Origin of the sequence: Bradyrhizobium sp. 930_D9_N1_4, from assembly GCF_052076015.1 — a bacterium.
Taxonomy (GTDB): domain Bacteria; phylum Pseudomonadota; class Alphaproteobacteria; order Rhizobiales; family Xanthobacteraceae; genus Bradyrhizobium.
The window spans coordinates 3,499,527-3,514,365 of record NZ_CP197236.1; the positions used below are offsets into that span (position 1 = coordinate 3,499,527).

Below are 14,839 nucleotides of genomic sequence, written 5' to 3' on the forward strand. Positions count from 1 at the left end.
TTTCAACCAGTTGGTTGATTAGGGCCGGAGCGAATGCAGCAGGAGGTCGGCGACGTGCCGGCGGCGGGCGCGCCGCGCGGCCCGGCTCGACAGGTCCTTGCCGAAGATCGCCGACAGTGTCGGCGTGTTGGACAGATAGAAATAGCTGAGGCCGGCGATGGAGATATAGAGCTGGATCGGGTCGATCCCCTTGCGGAACACGCCGGCGCGGACACCCTCGTGCAGGATGTGGGAGACGCTCTTCACCAGCGGCGAGTGCATCGCCTCCAGCCGCGTCGAGCCGCGGACATGGCGGGCGCCGCCGCGGTTCTCGTCGTTCAGGAGTACGATGAAATCAGGGTTGGTGGCGAGGTAATCGAACGAGGACTCGATCAGCTTGCGGATCGCCTTTTCCGGCGGCAGACCCTCGAGATTGAGCTGGCGCTCCTGTTCGCGGATGTCGGCGTAAACCCATTCGAGCACGGCAAGATAGAGCGCGTCCTTGTCGCCGAAGTAATGGTAGACGAGCTGCTTGTTGACGCCGGCCCGCTCGGCGATCTCGTCGACGCGGGCACCGGCAAAGCCGTGCTTCGCGAACTCCAGGCGCGCCGCGGTCAACAGCTTCTTGCGGGTGGCGACGGGGTCGCGCCGCTGCGGCACGGTGTCGCCTGAACGTTTTGCGGGCATTTCCAACCAAACAGTTGACAAGTGGAAGGCGGGCTTGTTGCATTGGTATCCTCACACGGGGAGAGCGACAAGCCGGGTCGCTGGCATAGGGAGAGATGCGATGAAGCGTTTGCAGGCGGCTGTTGTGGCTCTGGGGCTCGGTTTCGCGGCGCCGGCGAGCGCGGGCGAGGCGGTCAATCTGATCCTGAACTGGACGCCGACGGCCGACCATTCGCCGTTCTATTACGCCAAGGCGCAGGGCTGGTACGAGAAGGCGGGCATCGACCTGACCATCGAGGTCGGCAAGGGCTCGGGCGTCTCCGCCGCCAAGGTCGGCGCCGGCGGCTCGGCCTTCGGCATCGCCGATCTCGCCACCATGCTGGTCGCCAAGAGCAAAGGCGCCGACGACGTCGCGCTGATGAGCATCTACGCCAACACCGGCCAGACGTTCTACTGGCTGAAGAGCTACGGCGTGAACGGGGTGAAGGATTTCCCGAACCACAAGATCGGCAACCCGCCCGGCGATGCCTCGCGCGTGATGTGGCCGGCGTTTGCCAAGGCCGCAGGTATCGCGCCTGATGCCGTCAGCTTCGTCAATATCGGGCCGACCGCAAAGATCGCAGGCCTCAAGAGCCACACCGTCGACATCATCAGCGATTTCTACAACGAGCACGATCTCAAGGTGATCGAGTTCGGTCCCGACCTCGGCTACGTCAACTGGAAGGACATCGGGCTCAATCCCTACGGCAATTCGCTGATCGTCAACGGCGCCTACCTCCAGAAGAACCCCAAGATCGCCGAGGAGTTCGTCCGCATCTCGCAAAAGGCGTTTGCAGCCTGCGTCGCCGACGCCGAGCCCTGCCTGAAGGCGCTGCTCGACCAGGTCTCCGGCCTCGACAAGGCGAACCAGGAGCGCCAGTGGGAGCGCATCAAATATCTGATGACCGACGAGTTCACCACGACCAAAGGTCTCGGCTGGATCGACGGCGAGCGGATGAAGAAGGACTACGAGCTGGTCCAGACCTATCTCGGCATGGAGAAGCCGTTCGATGTCTCGACGGCGTTCACGACCAAGATGCTGGATCCCGCGATCAAGATGGATGCGAGCAAGGTGAAGAAGTAGGGGCGCTCTTTCACGCCGTCATTGCGAGCGCAGCGAAGCAATCCAGAGTCGTCCCGCGGCGGCAGACTGGATTGCTTCGCTGCGCTCGCAATGACGGTGTTGATGCAGTGGCGCACCAATCCATCTCCGTCACCCTGAGGTGGCCGCTTCTTTAGCTGCCCTCGAAGGGCGACGGCCCGGCTCCTTCCGCGCGGCTCGCTGTTCGGCCGTGCATCCTTCGAGGCTCCCGGCGCGATGCATTTGCATCGCGCCACTCGCGCCTCAGGATCACGGGGTGAGATGGGTGCCCGGCGGGTGCAGGCCCCGCCGAGCCACCCACCCCCACGTAACCCACGGAGAAATTAACCAGCCATTAACCATATCGGCGGCATCGTTAACCATTCAATAACAGGGAACGAGTCGGCCGCTATGGAGGCTGCAGCAAAAGTCCAACGCCAAATGGTGCGCCTGCGCGGGCGCTCCTATGTGGCCTTCGTGTTCGTACCGACGGTTCCGATCCAGGATTGGCTCCAGGAAATCGACACCACCATCGCCCGCTCGCCGGGCTTCTTTGCCGGCCGGCCCGTGGTGATCGACCTGTCCTCGGTCGATCTCAGCCAGTCCGGCATCGGCCATCTGCTGACCAGTCTTCAGGACCGCAACATCCGCGTGCTCGGCATCGAGGGTGTGGACGAGGGCCGTCTGACCCCGATGATGCCGCCGCTGCTCTCGGGCGGGCGCAGCTGCGTGGTCGAGCCGACGGCGCCGAAAAAGGCTGAGGCGAAGGTCGAGGCCAAGCCGACCTCGCTGCTGCTCGAGACCCCCGTGCGCTCCGGCCAGACCGTGATCTTCCCGGAGGGCGACGTCACCATTCTCGGTTCGGTCGGGTCCGGCGCGGAAGTCGTCGCCGGCGGCTCCATCCATATTTACGGCGCGCTGCGCGGCCGCGCCATGGCGGGCGTGAACGGTCACACCAGCGCACGCATCTATTGCCAGAAGATCGAGGCCGAACTGCTTGCGATCGATGGGTTTTACCAGACCGCCGACGATATCGACGCGGCCTTGCGCGGCAAGCCGGCCCAGGCCTGGCTGCAAGGCAACACCATGCGAATTACTGCGCTGAACTGACCAGAAGGAGATATTTGAGATGGCCAAGGTACTGGTCGTGACATCAGGCAAGGGGGGCGTCGGCAAGACGACGACGACCGCCGCACTGGGGGCTGCGCTGGCGCAACGCGGCGACAAGGTCGTCGTCGTGGATTTCGACGTCGGCTTGCGCAACCTCGACCTCGTGATGGGAGCCGAACGCCGCGTCGTGTTCGACCTCATCAACGTGGTGCAGGGCGTCGCGAAACTCCCGCAGGCCCTGATCAAGGACAAGCGGCTTGAGAATCTCTGGCTGCTGCCGGCCTCGCAAACCCGCGACAAGGACGCGCTGACCGAAGAGGGCGTGGGCAAGGTTATCGACGATCTGCGCAGCCGTTTCGACTGGGTGATCTGCGACAGCCCGGCCGGCATCGAGCGCGGCGCCTCCATGGCGATGCGCTTTGCCGACGAGGCCGTGATCGTCACCAATCCCGAAGTGTCCTCGGTGCGCGATTCCGACCGCATCATCGGCATGCTCGATTCCAAGACCGTGCGGGCCGAGAAGGGCGAGCGCGTCGAGAAGCACATTCTCATCACCCGCTATGATCCGTCGCGCGCCGCGCGCGGCGAGATGCTGACGATCGAAGACATCCTCGAAATCCTCGCAACGCCTCTGCTCGGCATCATCCCCGAGAGTCAGGACGTGCTGCGCGCCTCCAACGTCGGCACGCCGGTGACGCTGTCGAACGCGGAAGGCGCACCTGCGCGGGCCTATATCGACGCGGCGCGCCGGCTGTGCGGCGACACCGTGCCGATGCAGGTGCCGACTGAGCGCAAGGGCTTCATGGATCGTCTGCTGCGACGGAGGGCTGCATGAGCATGGGTCTGCTTCGGCTTCTCCGCGGCAACAAGGCGTCCGCACCCGTCGCTCGCGAACGGTTGCAGATCCTGCTGGCCCATGAGCGCGGCATGCGCGGCCAGCCTGATCTGCTGAGTGTGCTGCGCGAGGAAATTCTCGCGGTCGTGTCCAGGCACGTCACGCTGGACCCGACCAAGGTCATCGTGCGGCTCGACCGCGGCGACGAGGTCTCGACCCTCGAGGTCGACATCGAGGTGCCGAACGATTTCGAGCGCAAGAAAGCGGCGGTCGCGTAGGGGACGCGACTGACGACATCCAGCTTTGGGGTGGGTGAGAAGGCGGTCCGCCGGGCACGGCGGGCCGCCTTCATCGTTTGGGGGCTGGTTCCTGAAGCCCGATGTGATCGGCGCAGGCGGAACGGGGCGCGCAGCGAGATCGTTGTCCGGGAGCCGCGGAGCGCCGAGCCGGGCGCCGCGGTTTCCTTCAAAATGGGAGAGCGCCCATGATGTCCGAGGTTCAGGTCCACACCGTCGCGCGGCAGATGCTGGAACAACACGGCTTTGCGGCAATCGCGAAGGCTGCGGAACAGGCGCAGGCCTGCGAGGGCCGCGGCGAGGCCGACGAGGCCAAGGAATGGCGTCACCTCGCGGATGCCATGAAGATCATGCGCGGGCCGGGCCACAGCTGACGCGCTTCAACTCCGCCCGGTTCCATCCTTGATCATGTCGAGGACGCGGCTTGCCAGCGTCTCGACCACGAATGGTTTTGTCAGCACCTGCATGCCGGGCGAGAGCTGGCCGTTGCCGATGATGGCGTTCTCGGCATAGCCGGTGATGAACAGGACCTTCAACGCGGGCCGCGTGATGCGTGCGGCGTCGGCGAGCTGGCGGCCGTTCATGCCGTTGGGCAGGCCGACATCCGTCACGAGCAGTTCGATGGTGGCGTCCGACTGAAGAATCTTCAGGCCGGTGGGGCCATCGTGCGCTTCCCGCACGCTGAAACCCATCTCCTCCAGCGCGTCCGTCAGCAGCATGCGGATCGAGGGCTCGTCGTCGACGACGAGGATGGTGTGATCCGCCTGCGGGCGTGCTGCCGCTTTGGTCGCGACGGCCGCAGGCTTGTCAGCGTCCTTGCCATAATGGCGCGGCAGATAGAGGCACATCGTCGTGCCCTGGTTGACCTCGGAATAGATGCGGACCTGTCCGCCGGACTGACGGACGAAGCCGTAGACCATGGAGAGGCCGAGGCCGGTGCCCTGGCCGATCGGCTTGGTGGTGAAAAACGGATCGAAGGCGCGTTCGACCACCTCGGGCGTCATGCCAGTGCCGGTGTCGGTGACGCAGAGCGAGACGTACTGGCCGGGCGTGAGATCGCGCTCGCCAGCGGCGTGCTCGTCGAGCCAGCGGTTGGCGGTCTCGATCGTGATGCGTCCGCCCTTTGGCATCGCGTCGCGGGCGTTGATGCAGAGGTTGAGGAGGGCGTTCTCGAGCTGGGAGGCATCGATCAGCGTCGGCCACAAGCCGCCGGCCGTGACCACCTCGACCGCGATCTCCGGACCGACGGTGCGACGCACCAGCTCCTCCATGCCCATGACGAGCCTGTTCAGATCAATCGGCCTGGGATCGAGCGTCTGCCGCCGCGAGAAGGCCAGCAGCCGGTGCGTCAACGCTGCCGCGCGCCTGGCGGCGCCCTGCGCCACCGTCACGTAGCGGTCGATCTCCTTGACCCGGCCCTGGCCGAGTCGCGTCTGCAGCAATTCCAGCGAGCCCATGATGCCGGTGAGCAGATTGTTGAAGTCGTGGGCAATGCCGCCGGTGAGCTGGCCGACGGCCTCCATCTTCTGCGACTGGCGCAGCGCTTCCTCGGCCTCGCGCAGCCGATCCTGCTCCCGCAGGCGCTCGGTGACGTCATAGGAATATTGATAGGCACCGAGGAGCTTGCCGTTGCCGTCGCGCAGGCCATTGAACCGCATCTCGTAGGAGCGGCGGGTGCGCCCGGGCTCGCCGAACGCGGCAATTTCGACGAACACCTCCCCGGCAAGGGCCCGGGACCAGACCGCCCGGACGGCGTCGCGATGCTCCGGTTGACCTTCAAGCAGCTCCAGCATGTTGTCACCGACCTTCGGCAAGATGCCGTAGATGCGGTGAAATTCCCGGGCCGACGCGCCGTTGATGGCGAGCCAGCGGAAGTCGGGACCGACGACCTGGACGAAGGCATCGGTGCCCTCGACGAGATCGGCAAACACGTTGCGCTCGGCCACGGCCGCGGCCACGCGTGCCTCCAGCGTCTCATTGAGGCGCTGGAGCTCCCGTTCGGTGCGCTTGCGCGCCGTGATGTCCTGGAACAGCACCGCGACCTGGTTGCGGCTGGCGGGCTCGACGCGGAAGGCGGCGAGCTCGAGGTAGCGGCCGGTCGCGACCAGCTCGCGCTCGAAGCGGATCGGCTGGCCGGTGCGCAGCACGCCGCCATAGAGCTCGACCCAGCCGTCGGCCTCATCAGGGACCATCTCGCGGAGTTTCTGGCCGACGACGTCAGGGATGCCGGCGTGCTGGGTGTAGGCGGGATTGGCTTCAACGTGGACGTAGTCGCTGAGCGGCCCGTGCGGGCCGTCGAAGAATTCGATGATGCAGAAGCCTTCGTCGATCGAGTTGAACAGCGTCCGGTAACGCTCCTCGCTTTCGGCCAGCGCGGATTCCGCCCGCCGGCTACGCTCAGCGAGATCGGCGATCCCGAGCGCCTTGAGGCGTGCGTTTTCCTGCTCCAGCGCCTTCAGGCGGCGTTGAAGATCCTCGAACTCGTTCGAATCCACAAAGGCTCGCGGAGTTGGCGTTGGCTGGCGCGGTCGTCTTCCGCCCTGCCAGCGGGCCTATATACCCGCGATAAGGCGCGCGGATCAACGCCGTGGGAACTCGCGGGTTCCCGTCATGGGTGCGGTTCAGCGCTCGCCCTGATCGGCGCCCTGCGTGCCTGATTTATGCTGGGTCTGCGGCTGGCCTCGTTCGCCGGTCTCCTTGCAGGGGAGCTGTTCCCACGATCCATCAGGTGCCTGCTGATAGGCGCTGCATGACGATGGTGAGGTCGATTTGTCCTCGCCCTTCTGGGCGTCGGCGTTCTTCGCCAGTGCGGGGGCGGTCAGTATGGCGCCGGTCGCGAGCACGCCGGCGAAAACGAGATGGACAATCCGCATGGGGGTCTCCTGTTCTTGGAGAACCGCATGCTGGCGAGGAATGTGACGGATATTTGCCGCAAGGCCGGTTCCGTCGCGGTGTGCTTTAGGCCGAAAGCTAGCCGCCCTTGGCGCGGATCAGGCCGGCGAGGTTGACCTTCTGGGCTTCGCACCAGCTGGGCATGCCGAGACGGCGCTGGTTGAGATCGGTCGCCTGGGTGGCCACCGCGACCTCGGCCATCAGATCGTCGTCCTGCTTCTCGCCCATCTTGCCGCCGGTGTGCATCCAGGCAATCGCCTTGCGCACCTTCTCGGTGGTGCCTTCGGGAAGCTGCATCTGCTCCGCTTTCTGCACCAGATCCTGGTAGGCGACGTCCGTGCCCGGACATTCGACCTTGGTGGCGAAGGCCTGCAAGACCAGCGTGACATAGGTCGAACGTCGATGGTCCTCGGCCTGGGCCGATGATGTGGCGACCAGCAACAGGCCTGCCATCAGGAAATGGGTGCGCATCCTTGGGTAACCTCCTCGTTTTTTGAGAGGCTAGCGTCAGCCGCGCCGCTTCGCAATGGTGCCGGGAGCCATTTGTCGCTTCGCGCCGCGCTGGGCTATCGTGGCCGCTGTTCAGCCCCGGAGCGCGACATGAGCCTGTTCAGCACGCCGTTCGATCCCGCAACCGACACGGCGCTCGTCACCGGCGCGGGCAACGGTATCGGGCGCGCGATCGCGCAGGCGCTGGTCGGCGAGGGCGTCCGGACCGTGTTCGCCGATATCAGTGCGGAGCGCGTCAGCGCCGCGATCGGCGCGAGCAGCAAGCCCGAGCTGGCGGTGCCGTGGGTCGGCGATCTCGCGCGGCTGGAGGCTTGCGACGAGCTGCTGGCGGCCGCACATGCTGCGCTCGGTGATGTCTCTCATTTCGTGCACAGCGCCTCGCCGCCGCGGCGCGAGGCCGATCATGCGCTCGCGGTCGATCGCAGGACCTGGCAGGAGATGCACGCCGTCAATCTCGACGCCGGATTTCATCTGTCACGCGAGATCGCGAAACGGCTGATCGCTTCGAAGCGCCCCGGCTCGTTCCTGTTTCTGACGTCGCTGCACGCGGGCACGCCGCGCAACCTGCCGCATTATTCGACGGCGAAGGCTGGAATGGCGATGCTGGTGAAGGAGTTGGCGAAGACGTTCGGGCGTCACGGCATCCGCGTCAACGCGCTGGTGCCCGGCGCGATCGCCGCCGGCGGCTTCGTCGCGGATGCTTCGCTGGCGAAGCACATTCCGCTTGGGCGTCTCGGCGTGGCCGACGATCTCGCGCCGATGGCGCTTGCGGTGCTGTCGAACAAGATCTCGGGCTACGTCACCGGCGCAGCCTTCGTCGTCGACGGCGGGCTGTCGCTGACGAACTGGTTCGAAGCGCCGATATTAGGCGAGTAGCTTAGCGCTGCCAGGCCGGCACGGGATCGAGCGGCGTGCGATAGACCTCGTTCTCATCGCGATCCGTGACGCGCACTGCGCAACCCTTCTGTTGCAGCTCCGGCTTCACCTGCGACAGCTCGGTGGCCAGTTGAACGGCGCGATCGGAAGCGACCTCGATGTCTTCGAGGATGATTCCACCCTGGTTCTTGAACTCTTCACCAACCACGAGATCGAAGGAGTAGTAAGGCATCCGAATTCCCCGGTGTGACGACCAAATTTCTAAGAGAAGCCTTCAACACGAAGTCTTCAAAACATGAGGGATCATACCACCGAGTCGATATCTATCCGATGAACAGACCGCGCAATCTCTGTGCTTATGGCGCAGAAATGATGTGCAGCGTGCGGACGCCTTAAGGTTTTATTAAATATGTCGGCCTGATCATAAGGCATGGAATTGCAGCAGAACCGGACTCCGGGAACCGGCAGCTGCAAGAGAAGGCCGGCGGCATAGATCCCGACGGCCTTTTCTCTTGGGAAGCCGATCGACGGATCGCTTGCCCGTAGTAGCCCGGACTCTGCACATCACATCGACTCGGGACAACTTGCGCGACGTTGCGACAGCGATGCTGTGTTGTTGCTCTAGCGCAGCGGCATCGGCGGACGCACGACGGGTCCGTCGTCGTCGGCAACCGCTTGCGTCGTCGTCACGGGCGCTGCTGGCGGCGGCACCGCGGCCGCCTGTGAAGGCGGCGGAGGTGCAAGCGGCGCGGGCGAATAAGCCGGCACGTAAGTGTGCGACACGACCGGCTTCGGCTTGCGAACCGGCGGCGGTGCCGGCACGCCTGCGCGCTGCGCGAGCCCGGACACGCGCCCGCGCGGATCGATCGGCGGCTTCGCGTCGACGACCGGCTTCGGCGCAGGGGGCTTCGCCATCTCGCGCGCCATCTGCTCCTGTCCGGCCTTCAGTTCGGCGATGTTGGCCTTGAGCGCTTCGATCTGCTGCGCCATCAAACCGAGATCGCGCGTCAACGATTGCACGGTATCGGGTTGCGTTGCTGCGGGTGCGGCGGCCACCTGAACTGGAGGCGGTGTCGCGGGCTGAGCGGTCGCTTGCACCGCAGGCTGATCGACCGGCTGATCCGTTGCTGCTTGCTGCGTGGGCGGTGCTGCCTGTGCGGCGGCAACCGGTGCGGTCTGCGATGCCGCAGGCAGCAGCGCGGCCAATGCCGGCGTCCATTGCGCAAGCATCGGCTTGACGGTGTCGCCGTGCTTCTCCCAGGCGATCGTCGCAGCCGCGCTGCCACCCGCAAACAGGAACGTGACGAACGCACCGCGCAACCACTTGCCTGCGGCAGATCGCTTCGGCCTGACGGGACCATCGCTGGCCGCGACGCGCACGGCGGTGTCGACCGAGGGCGTTGCCGCCTGCGGCTCCGCGACCGCACTGAACTTCGGCTCCGGATTGATCTCCGGTTTGATCTCCGTTTTGATCTTGGACTCGGGTGCGAATTTCGGCTCCGGACGTGCCGTGATCTCAGGTGCCAGCGCAGGCGCAACGCTGATCGGGCGCGAGGCCAGCACCATGTCGGGCGATATCTGCACGGCGTCGTGCGGGTCGTTGTCCCTGACCGTGTCCTTCACGATCGCATCGACGATTTGACTGCTGTTCAGCGTCGCGAGCATCGCAGCTCCTTAAGTCTCATCGTCCGCATTGCCGCGAGCCGATCTGTTGAAGTGAGGCCCGTCCAAAATCCGACGGGCAAGTCCCATGTCGCACGAGTCCAGCCGGGTTTGACCAAAGCAAGGCGAGGGGATGGAGATGATGCGACGCTTGTCCGCCGTTTGTGGTGATGGAACCTGTTTCCGCCCTACACGCGGTCGTGTTCCAAATTGCCTTGCTTTCAGCACGATTTGGGCAACATGTCGCGTTGCTGGGGGCGCTGCCATTCGCTATCGGGGGCCGGTGGTGCCAAGATTCTTATTTGCCTTATTCGTCGTTGCTCTGCTGCCGCTCGGGGGCTGCATGCAGACGACGCTTTCGCCATCGACGGATGCGAGCATGACGGCGCGCGACCGTCAGTTGCTGGCGCATGCGCCTTACGCGAAGGCCGAAGTGCCTGAGCAGTTTCTCCGCCACGTTGTCGATTATCCGCGCAAGGAGCAGCCGGGCACGATCCTGGTCGATACCGATGCGCGCTATCTCTATTTCGTGCTGCCGGACGGCAAGGCGATCCGCTACGGCGTCGCGGTCGGCGAGGAAGCGATGGCGTTCTCCGGCGTGGCGCGCGTCGGCCGTCTGGCGGAATGGCCGGACTGGGTTCCGACCGCCGACATCCAGGCGCGGCTCGGGCCGTATCCGGCACGCGTGACCGGCGGCCCTGCCAATCCGCTGGGTGCGCGCGGCATATATCTCTACACCGGCAACAAGGACACGCTGTACCGTATCCACGGCACCAACCAGCCCGAATATATCGGGCAGGCGATCTCGTCGGGCTGCATCCGGATGCGCAACGAGGACGTGATCGATCTCTACGACCGCGTGAAGGTCAACTCGATGGTCGTGGTGCTGCCGCCCGGTCAGAGCGCGCGAGTCGACGCGGGGTCGAGCTGGCGCGGGTAAAGGCGCTCGGGCGTGAATTGCCCGGCGCGCTTGTCGACAATTCGATCTGTTGACTTGCGCCGACGCGGTCCGTTCTCGACTTACTCCGCGGGCTGGGCAACGCGCCATTGCAGCGTCATGGCGGTGCCGTTGACATCGCCCGGCGCCTTGTCGGCGGGTGAGGTGTAGAGCGGGCGGTAGCGATAGGCCCACATCTTGCTGCCGTCGTCGCGGTTGATCACGGTGAAGTCGCCAACGGCCCTGGCGTCGGCTGTTGCGGCCAGCGGGATCCAGCTCTCGGCGCACTTGCCGTTGCAGCTCGACGTCTTCCCGGTGGTGTCGCGCTCGTAATAATAGAGCGTCATTCCCTTGAGATCGACGAGCTTGGGACCTTTTTTGGTCAGGACCACCTTTGCCGGTGCGACCGGAGCCTCAACCTTCGGCGGTGCGGGTTCGCCGCCGCCATGGCCGTTCGCGAATGCAGGCACAGTCGAGAGCGCGATGACCGCTGCGACAATCATGAACCTGGACATTCGAAACTCCCGAACCGGCAAAGGTTAATCGCGCGTTAAGCGCAGAATGTCGGCGAGGCTAGCAGCCGAAGGTTAGTTCCAGGTTTCGCAGCTCAGCGAAACATACCGATAGAACTACGGGGATACGGGGTCTTGTCCGATGCGTTTTCCTGATGCTCGAAAACGCTTCAGGCCTCGCGCAGGGGAGCGCGGCTGAGCTCGTTGCCGGCGGCAATGGCCTTGCGCAACAGCCGCATCAGCTCCTCGCCTTCCTTTGCGGTGAGACCGCGCAGCATGGTGCGCTGGGCCGTCTCCACGGCCGGTGTGACCTTGCGGAGCGTGCGCCGGCCCTCGTCGGTGATCTCGAGCTCGCGGGCGCGGCGATCGCGGCTCGAGGCGCGGCGCTCGATGAGGCTCTTCTGGACGAGACGATCGATCACGCCGGTGATGGTGGTGCGGTCGTACGCGATCAGGCCTGCGAGGGTCACCTGATCGAGCCCCGGATTGGCCTTGATGGTCGCGAGTGCGGCATATTGCACCGGCGTGAGGTCAAAGCCGGCGTCGTCCACCTCGGCCAGAAACACCGCCACCGCGATCTGCTGGAACCGGCGCGCCAGATGGCCGGGCATGTCGTTGGGGTCGCTCACCGAATTCTCCTTTGGGGAAAGGGAGGGGCGTGATCGTTGACAAGTATACTGATAGTCAGCATACTGATCAATATCAAAGCAAGACGTTAACGGGAGAGCTGCGCATGCAATTCCATCTCAATGGATTCCAGCCGGGCGATCCTGAAATCGCCGATCCCGCCGAACGCGTTCAGGCATCGGGTGCAGCCGGCGCCGTGCCTGCGAAGGTCGACGTTCTCATCGTCGGCTGCGGGCCGGCCGGCCTCACGCTTGCAGCCCAGCTTGCACAATTCCCTGACATCAAGACCTGCATCGTCGAGCAGAAGCCGGGCCGCCTGCTGGTTGGCCAGGCCGACGGCATTGCCTGCCGCACCATGGAGATGTTTCACGCTTTTGGCTTCAGCGAGCGCGTGCTGAAGGAGGCCTGTTGGGTCAACGAGACGACGTTCTGGAAGCCGGACGAGCGGGCGCCGGACAAGATCGTCCGCAGCGGCCGGGTGCAGGACGTCGAGGACGGGCTGTCGGAGTTCCCGCATGTCATCCTCAACCAGGCGCGCATCCATGACGGCTTTCTCGATGTCATGCGCAAATCCCCGACGAAGCTCGAGCCCCATTACAGCCGCCGCCTGCTGGACCTCGAGGTCGATCCTGCCGCAGGGCCTTTCGATCATGCCGTGACTGTGCGCCTCGAACGCGGCGATGCCGGCAACGAGGGCAAGGTCGAAACGGTGCGGGCGCGCTATGTCGTCGGTTGCGATGGCGCGCGCAGCGCGGTGCGCAAATCGATCGGCCGTGAGCTCCATGGCGATTCCGCCAACCACGCCTGGGGCGTGATGGACGTGCTGGCGGTGACCGACTTTCCCGACATCCGCTTCAAGGCCCTGATCCAGTCGGCAAAGGACGGCAGCCTGCTGATCATTCCGCGTGAAGGCGGCTACATGGTGCGCCTCTATGTCGAACTGGCAAAGCTCGATGTCGGCGAGCGCGTCGCCAACCGCAACATCACGGCCGAGGACGTCATTGCGAAAGCGCAGCGGATTTTGGCGCCGCATACGCTTGATGTGAAGGAGATCGCGTGGTGGTCGGTGTACGAGATCGGCCAGCGCCTGACCGACAAGTTCGACGACGTGCCGGAGGCCGAGATCGCCTCGCGGCTGCCGCGCATCTTCATCGCCGGCGACGCCTGTCATACCCACAGCCCGAAGGCAGGGCAGGGCATGAACGTGTCGATGCAGGATGCCTTCAATCTGGGCTGGAAGCTCGCGGCCGTGCTGCGCAAGCAGTGCGCGCCGGGCCTGCTGCATTCCTATTCGGCCGAGCGACAGGCGGTGGCGAAAGAGCTGATCGATTTCGATCGCGAATGGGCGGGAATCCTGGCGTCCGCCGCAAAAGCCGGCGGGGCCGATGCCGCGAAGACGCAGGATTATTTCGTCCGGCACGGGCGCTATACGGCAGGCACGGCGACGCATTATGCCGGCCCATCGGTCCTCACCGGCGCGACGTCGCATCAGCATCTCGCCGAAGGCCTGGTCATCGGCACGCGTTTCCATTCCGCGCCGGTTATTCGGCTTGGGGACGCCAAGCCGGTTCATCTCGGCCACGCGTCGCAGGCCGACGGCCGCTTCCGCATCTACGCGTTCTCGCCCGCGGAAGATCCAACGGCCTCCGGCTCGGCCATTCGCCTACTTTGCAATTTCCTCGCTGAAGCCGGGGAGTCACCGATCCGCCGATATACGCCGAGACAGGGCGACATCGACGGCGTGATCGATCTGCGCGCGATCTTCCAGCAGGATCATCGCGAGCTTGCGATCGAGGCGATGCCGCCGGTGCTGCTTCCGTCCAAGGGCCGTTACGGGCTGTACGACTACGAGAAAATGTTCTGTCCGGACCTCAAGAGCGGCCAGGACGTGTTTGCGATGCGCGGCATCGATCGCAAGGCGGGCTGCATGGTTGTGGTGCGGCCCGACCAGTACGTCGCGACCGTGCTGCCACTCAACGATTACGCTGCGCTTGCGTCGTACTTCGACGGCTTCATGCTGCAGGTGAAATGACGAGCCCCTACGCTGGCGCGTGTGGAAACGTCTTCTGAGTTCTCGAGAGTTCCCGGCGCGTCCAATTTGAGAAAGTTCTTCGCGGGCAGATTTCATCGATCGTAATATGTCTACTCAAAGCTGTAAGCATTCACTCGGGGCAGCGGGGCTACGGGAGGATGAGATGAGACAGAGCCAGGCGGACTCGCGCCGCCAAAATGTCGCGAAGCGGTCGATGACCAAAGAGGCGAAACAGCTGTCCGGCCTGATTGCCGGACTACGCAGATCCCTCGACGGGATTCACAAGGAGCGGACGGCTACGAAACTCACCGGTGCCGAGATGGGCATTCTCGACGAGCGCCGCAACAATCTGCTGCTCACCATCGCAGCCCTGGACGATCGCCTCTCCGCGGTTCAGGGGCTGATCGATCTCGGCCGTCCGCACGTCATCCGCGTGCACTAGGCCCAGGTGCTAGCGGTTCCGTCGCGGCGGCGATGGACCCGGGCCCGGCTGGCGGCTCTGCATGGCATAGGGGTTGGCGTAGCACACGGCGGATTGCCCGGATGCGCTCGCGGCGCACTGCGCCATCGTCGTAAAGCTGCAATCGATGTTGCTGCCGTCGATGCTGTAGACCTCGATGCAGACGGGGTAGCGCGGATCGTACGTCTGCGCTCGCGCAGGTACGGCGAAAATCAGCGCCACACCAAGCAAGCCCGCGACAAGCAGAATCGCATTCTTGATGCGTTGCACGTTCAATCTCCTTCGCTCGGCCGGAACCAAAGCACAATGCTGCCGCGGATGGCAC

18 protein-coding genes are annotated in these 14,839 nt (G+C 64.7%); 9 read left to right on the forward strand and 9 right to left on the reverse strand.

What is annotated here, in order from left to right; genetic code table 11:
• Nucleotides 1-18: 18 nt before the first annotated feature.
• Nucleotides 19-666: a TetR/AcrR family transcriptional regulator gene (locus AB7532_RS16380; protein ID WP_441235806.1), complete on the reverse strand. Its 648-nt coding sequence runs from the start codon at nt 664-666 to the stop codon at nt 19-21.
• 100 nt (nt 667-766) lie between these two features.
• Here AB7532_RS16380 and AB7532_RS16385 point away from each other — a divergent pair, with 100 nt between their 5' ends.
• The 5 genes from AB7532_RS16385 (at nt 767) to AB7532_RS16405 (ending at nt 4,380) form a co-directional block, all read left to right on the forward strand.
• Nucleotides 767-1,768: an ABC transporter substrate-binding protein gene (locus AB7532_RS16385; RefSeq protein ID WP_441235807.1), complete on the forward strand. Its 1,002-nt coding sequence runs from the start codon at nt 767-769 to the stop codon at nt 1,766-1,768.
• A gap of 408 nt (nt 1,769-2,176) precedes the next feature.
• On the forward strand, nt 2,177-2,875 hold the full coding sequence (minC, locus tag AB7532_RS16390; protein ID WP_441235808.1) for a septum site-determining protein MinC: 699 nt from the start codon (nt 2,177-2,179) through the stop codon (nt 2,873-2,875).
• 19 nt (nt 2,876-2,894) lie between these two features.
• The gene (gene minD, locus AB7532_RS16395) at nt 2,895-3,710 is read left to right on the forward strand and encodes a septum site-determining protein MinD (protein WP_270171643.1); all 816 of its coding nucleotides are present in this window, start codon (nt 2,895-2,897) and stop codon (nt 3,708-3,710) included.
• Complete coding sequence (gene minE, locus AB7532_RS16400; RefSeq protein ID WP_441235809.1) at nt 3,707-3,988, forward strand: cell division topological specificity factor MinE; 282 nt, start codon at nt 3,707-3,709, stop codon at nt 3,986-3,988. The genes minD and minE overlap by 4 nt, the downstream gene beginning before the upstream one ends.
• 206 nt (nt 3,989-4,194) lie before the next feature.
• Complete coding sequence (locus AB7532_RS16405; RefSeq protein WP_441235810.1) at nt 4,195-4,380, forward strand: hypothetical protein; 186 nt, start codon at nt 4,195-4,197, stop codon at nt 4,378-4,380.
• 6 nt (nt 4,381-4,386) lie between these two features.
• On the opposite strand, the gene AB7532_RS16410 is transcribed toward AB7532_RS16405, so the two are convergent.
• The 3 genes from AB7532_RS16410 to AB7532_RS16420 all read right to left on the reverse strand — a co-directional run bounded on the left by AB7532_RS16410 (nt 4,387) and on the right by AB7532_RS16420 (nt 7,369).
• A complete protein-coding gene (locus AB7532_RS16410) occupies nt 4,387-6,501 on the reverse strand; it encodes an ATP-binding protein (protein ID WP_441235811.1) in 2,115 nt (704 codons plus the stop codon).
• 126 nt (nt 6,502-6,627) lie between these two features.
• Nucleotides 6,628-6,879: a hypothetical protein gene (locus AB7532_RS16415; RefSeq protein ID WP_441235812.1), complete on the reverse strand. Its 252-nt coding sequence runs from the start codon at nt 6,877-6,879 to the stop codon at nt 6,628-6,630.
• A gap of 97 nt (nt 6,880-6,976) precedes the next feature.
• A complete protein-coding gene (locus tag AB7532_RS16420; RefSeq protein ID WP_441235813.1) occupies nt 6,977-7,369 on the reverse strand; it encodes a hypothetical protein in 393 nt (130 codons plus the stop codon).
• Nucleotides 7,370-7,498: 129 nt separating this feature from the next.
• Between AB7532_RS16420 and AB7532_RS16425 the strand changes: the two genes are divergently transcribed.
• Complete coding sequence (locus AB7532_RS16425; protein ID WP_441235814.1) at nt 7,499-8,284, forward strand: SDR family NAD(P)-dependent oxidoreductase; 786 nt, start codon at nt 7,499-7,501, stop codon at nt 8,282-8,284.
• Nucleotide 8,285: 1 nt separating this feature from the next.
• Here AB7532_RS16425 and AB7532_RS16430 read toward each other — a convergent pair whose 3' ends face one another.
• Together AB7532_RS16430 and AB7532_RS16435 are read right to left on the reverse strand one after the other, a co-directional pair.
• A complete protein-coding gene (locus tag AB7532_RS16430) occupies nt 8,286-8,516 on the reverse strand; it encodes a DUF6894 family protein (protein WP_441235815.1) in 231 nt (76 codons plus the stop codon).
• 389 nt (nt 8,517-8,905) lie between these two features.
• Nucleotides 8,906-9,949, reverse strand: coding sequence for a hypothetical protein (locus tag AB7532_RS16435; RefSeq protein ID WP_441235816.1), 1,044 nt, complete (start codon nt 9,947-9,949; stop codon nt 8,906-8,908).
• A 340-nt stretch (nt 9,950-10,289) separates the two neighbouring features.
• Between AB7532_RS16435 and AB7532_RS16440 the strand changes: the two genes are divergently transcribed.
• Complete coding sequence (locus AB7532_RS16440; protein ID WP_441235817.1) at nt 10,290-10,886, forward strand: L,D-transpeptidase; 597 nt, start codon at nt 10,290-10,292, stop codon at nt 10,884-10,886.
• Between the two features lie 80 nt (nt 10,887-10,966).
• Here AB7532_RS16440 and AB7532_RS16445 read toward each other — a convergent pair whose 3' ends face one another.
• Nucleotides 10,967-11,398, reverse strand: a complete 432-nt coding sequence (locus AB7532_RS16445) for a COG4315 family predicted lipoprotein (protein ID WP_441235818.1) — start codon at nt 11,396-11,398, stop codon at nt 10,967-10,969.
• Between the two features lie 167 nt (nt 11,399-11,565).
• Nucleotides 11,566-12,024: a MarR family winged helix-turn-helix transcriptional regulator gene (locus tag AB7532_RS16450; protein WP_441235819.1), complete on the reverse strand. Its 459-nt coding sequence runs from the start codon at nt 12,022-12,024 to the stop codon at nt 11,566-11,568.
• Between the two features lie 104 nt (nt 12,025-12,128).
• Between AB7532_RS16450 and AB7532_RS16455 the strand changes: the two genes are divergently transcribed.
• The gene (locus AB7532_RS16455) at nt 12,129-14,054 is read left to right on the forward strand and encodes an FAD-binding monooxygenase (protein WP_441235820.1); all 1,926 of its coding nucleotides are present in this window, start codon (nt 12,129-12,131) and stop codon (nt 14,052-14,054) included.
• A 163-nt stretch (nt 14,055-14,217) separates the two neighbouring features.
• On the forward strand, nt 14,218-14,496 hold the full coding sequence (locus tag AB7532_RS16460) for a hypothetical protein (RefSeq protein ID WP_441235821.1): 279 nt from the start codon (nt 14,218-14,220) through the stop codon (nt 14,494-14,496).
• A gap of 9 nt (nt 14,497-14,505) precedes the next feature.
• Here AB7532_RS16460 and AB7532_RS16465 read toward each other — a convergent pair whose 3' ends face one another.
• Nucleotides 14,506-14,784, reverse strand: a complete 279-nt coding sequence (locus tag AB7532_RS16465) for a DUF3551 domain-containing protein (RefSeq protein WP_441235822.1) — start codon at nt 14,782-14,784, stop codon at nt 14,506-14,508.
• Nucleotides 14,785-14,839: the final 55 nt, after the last annotated feature.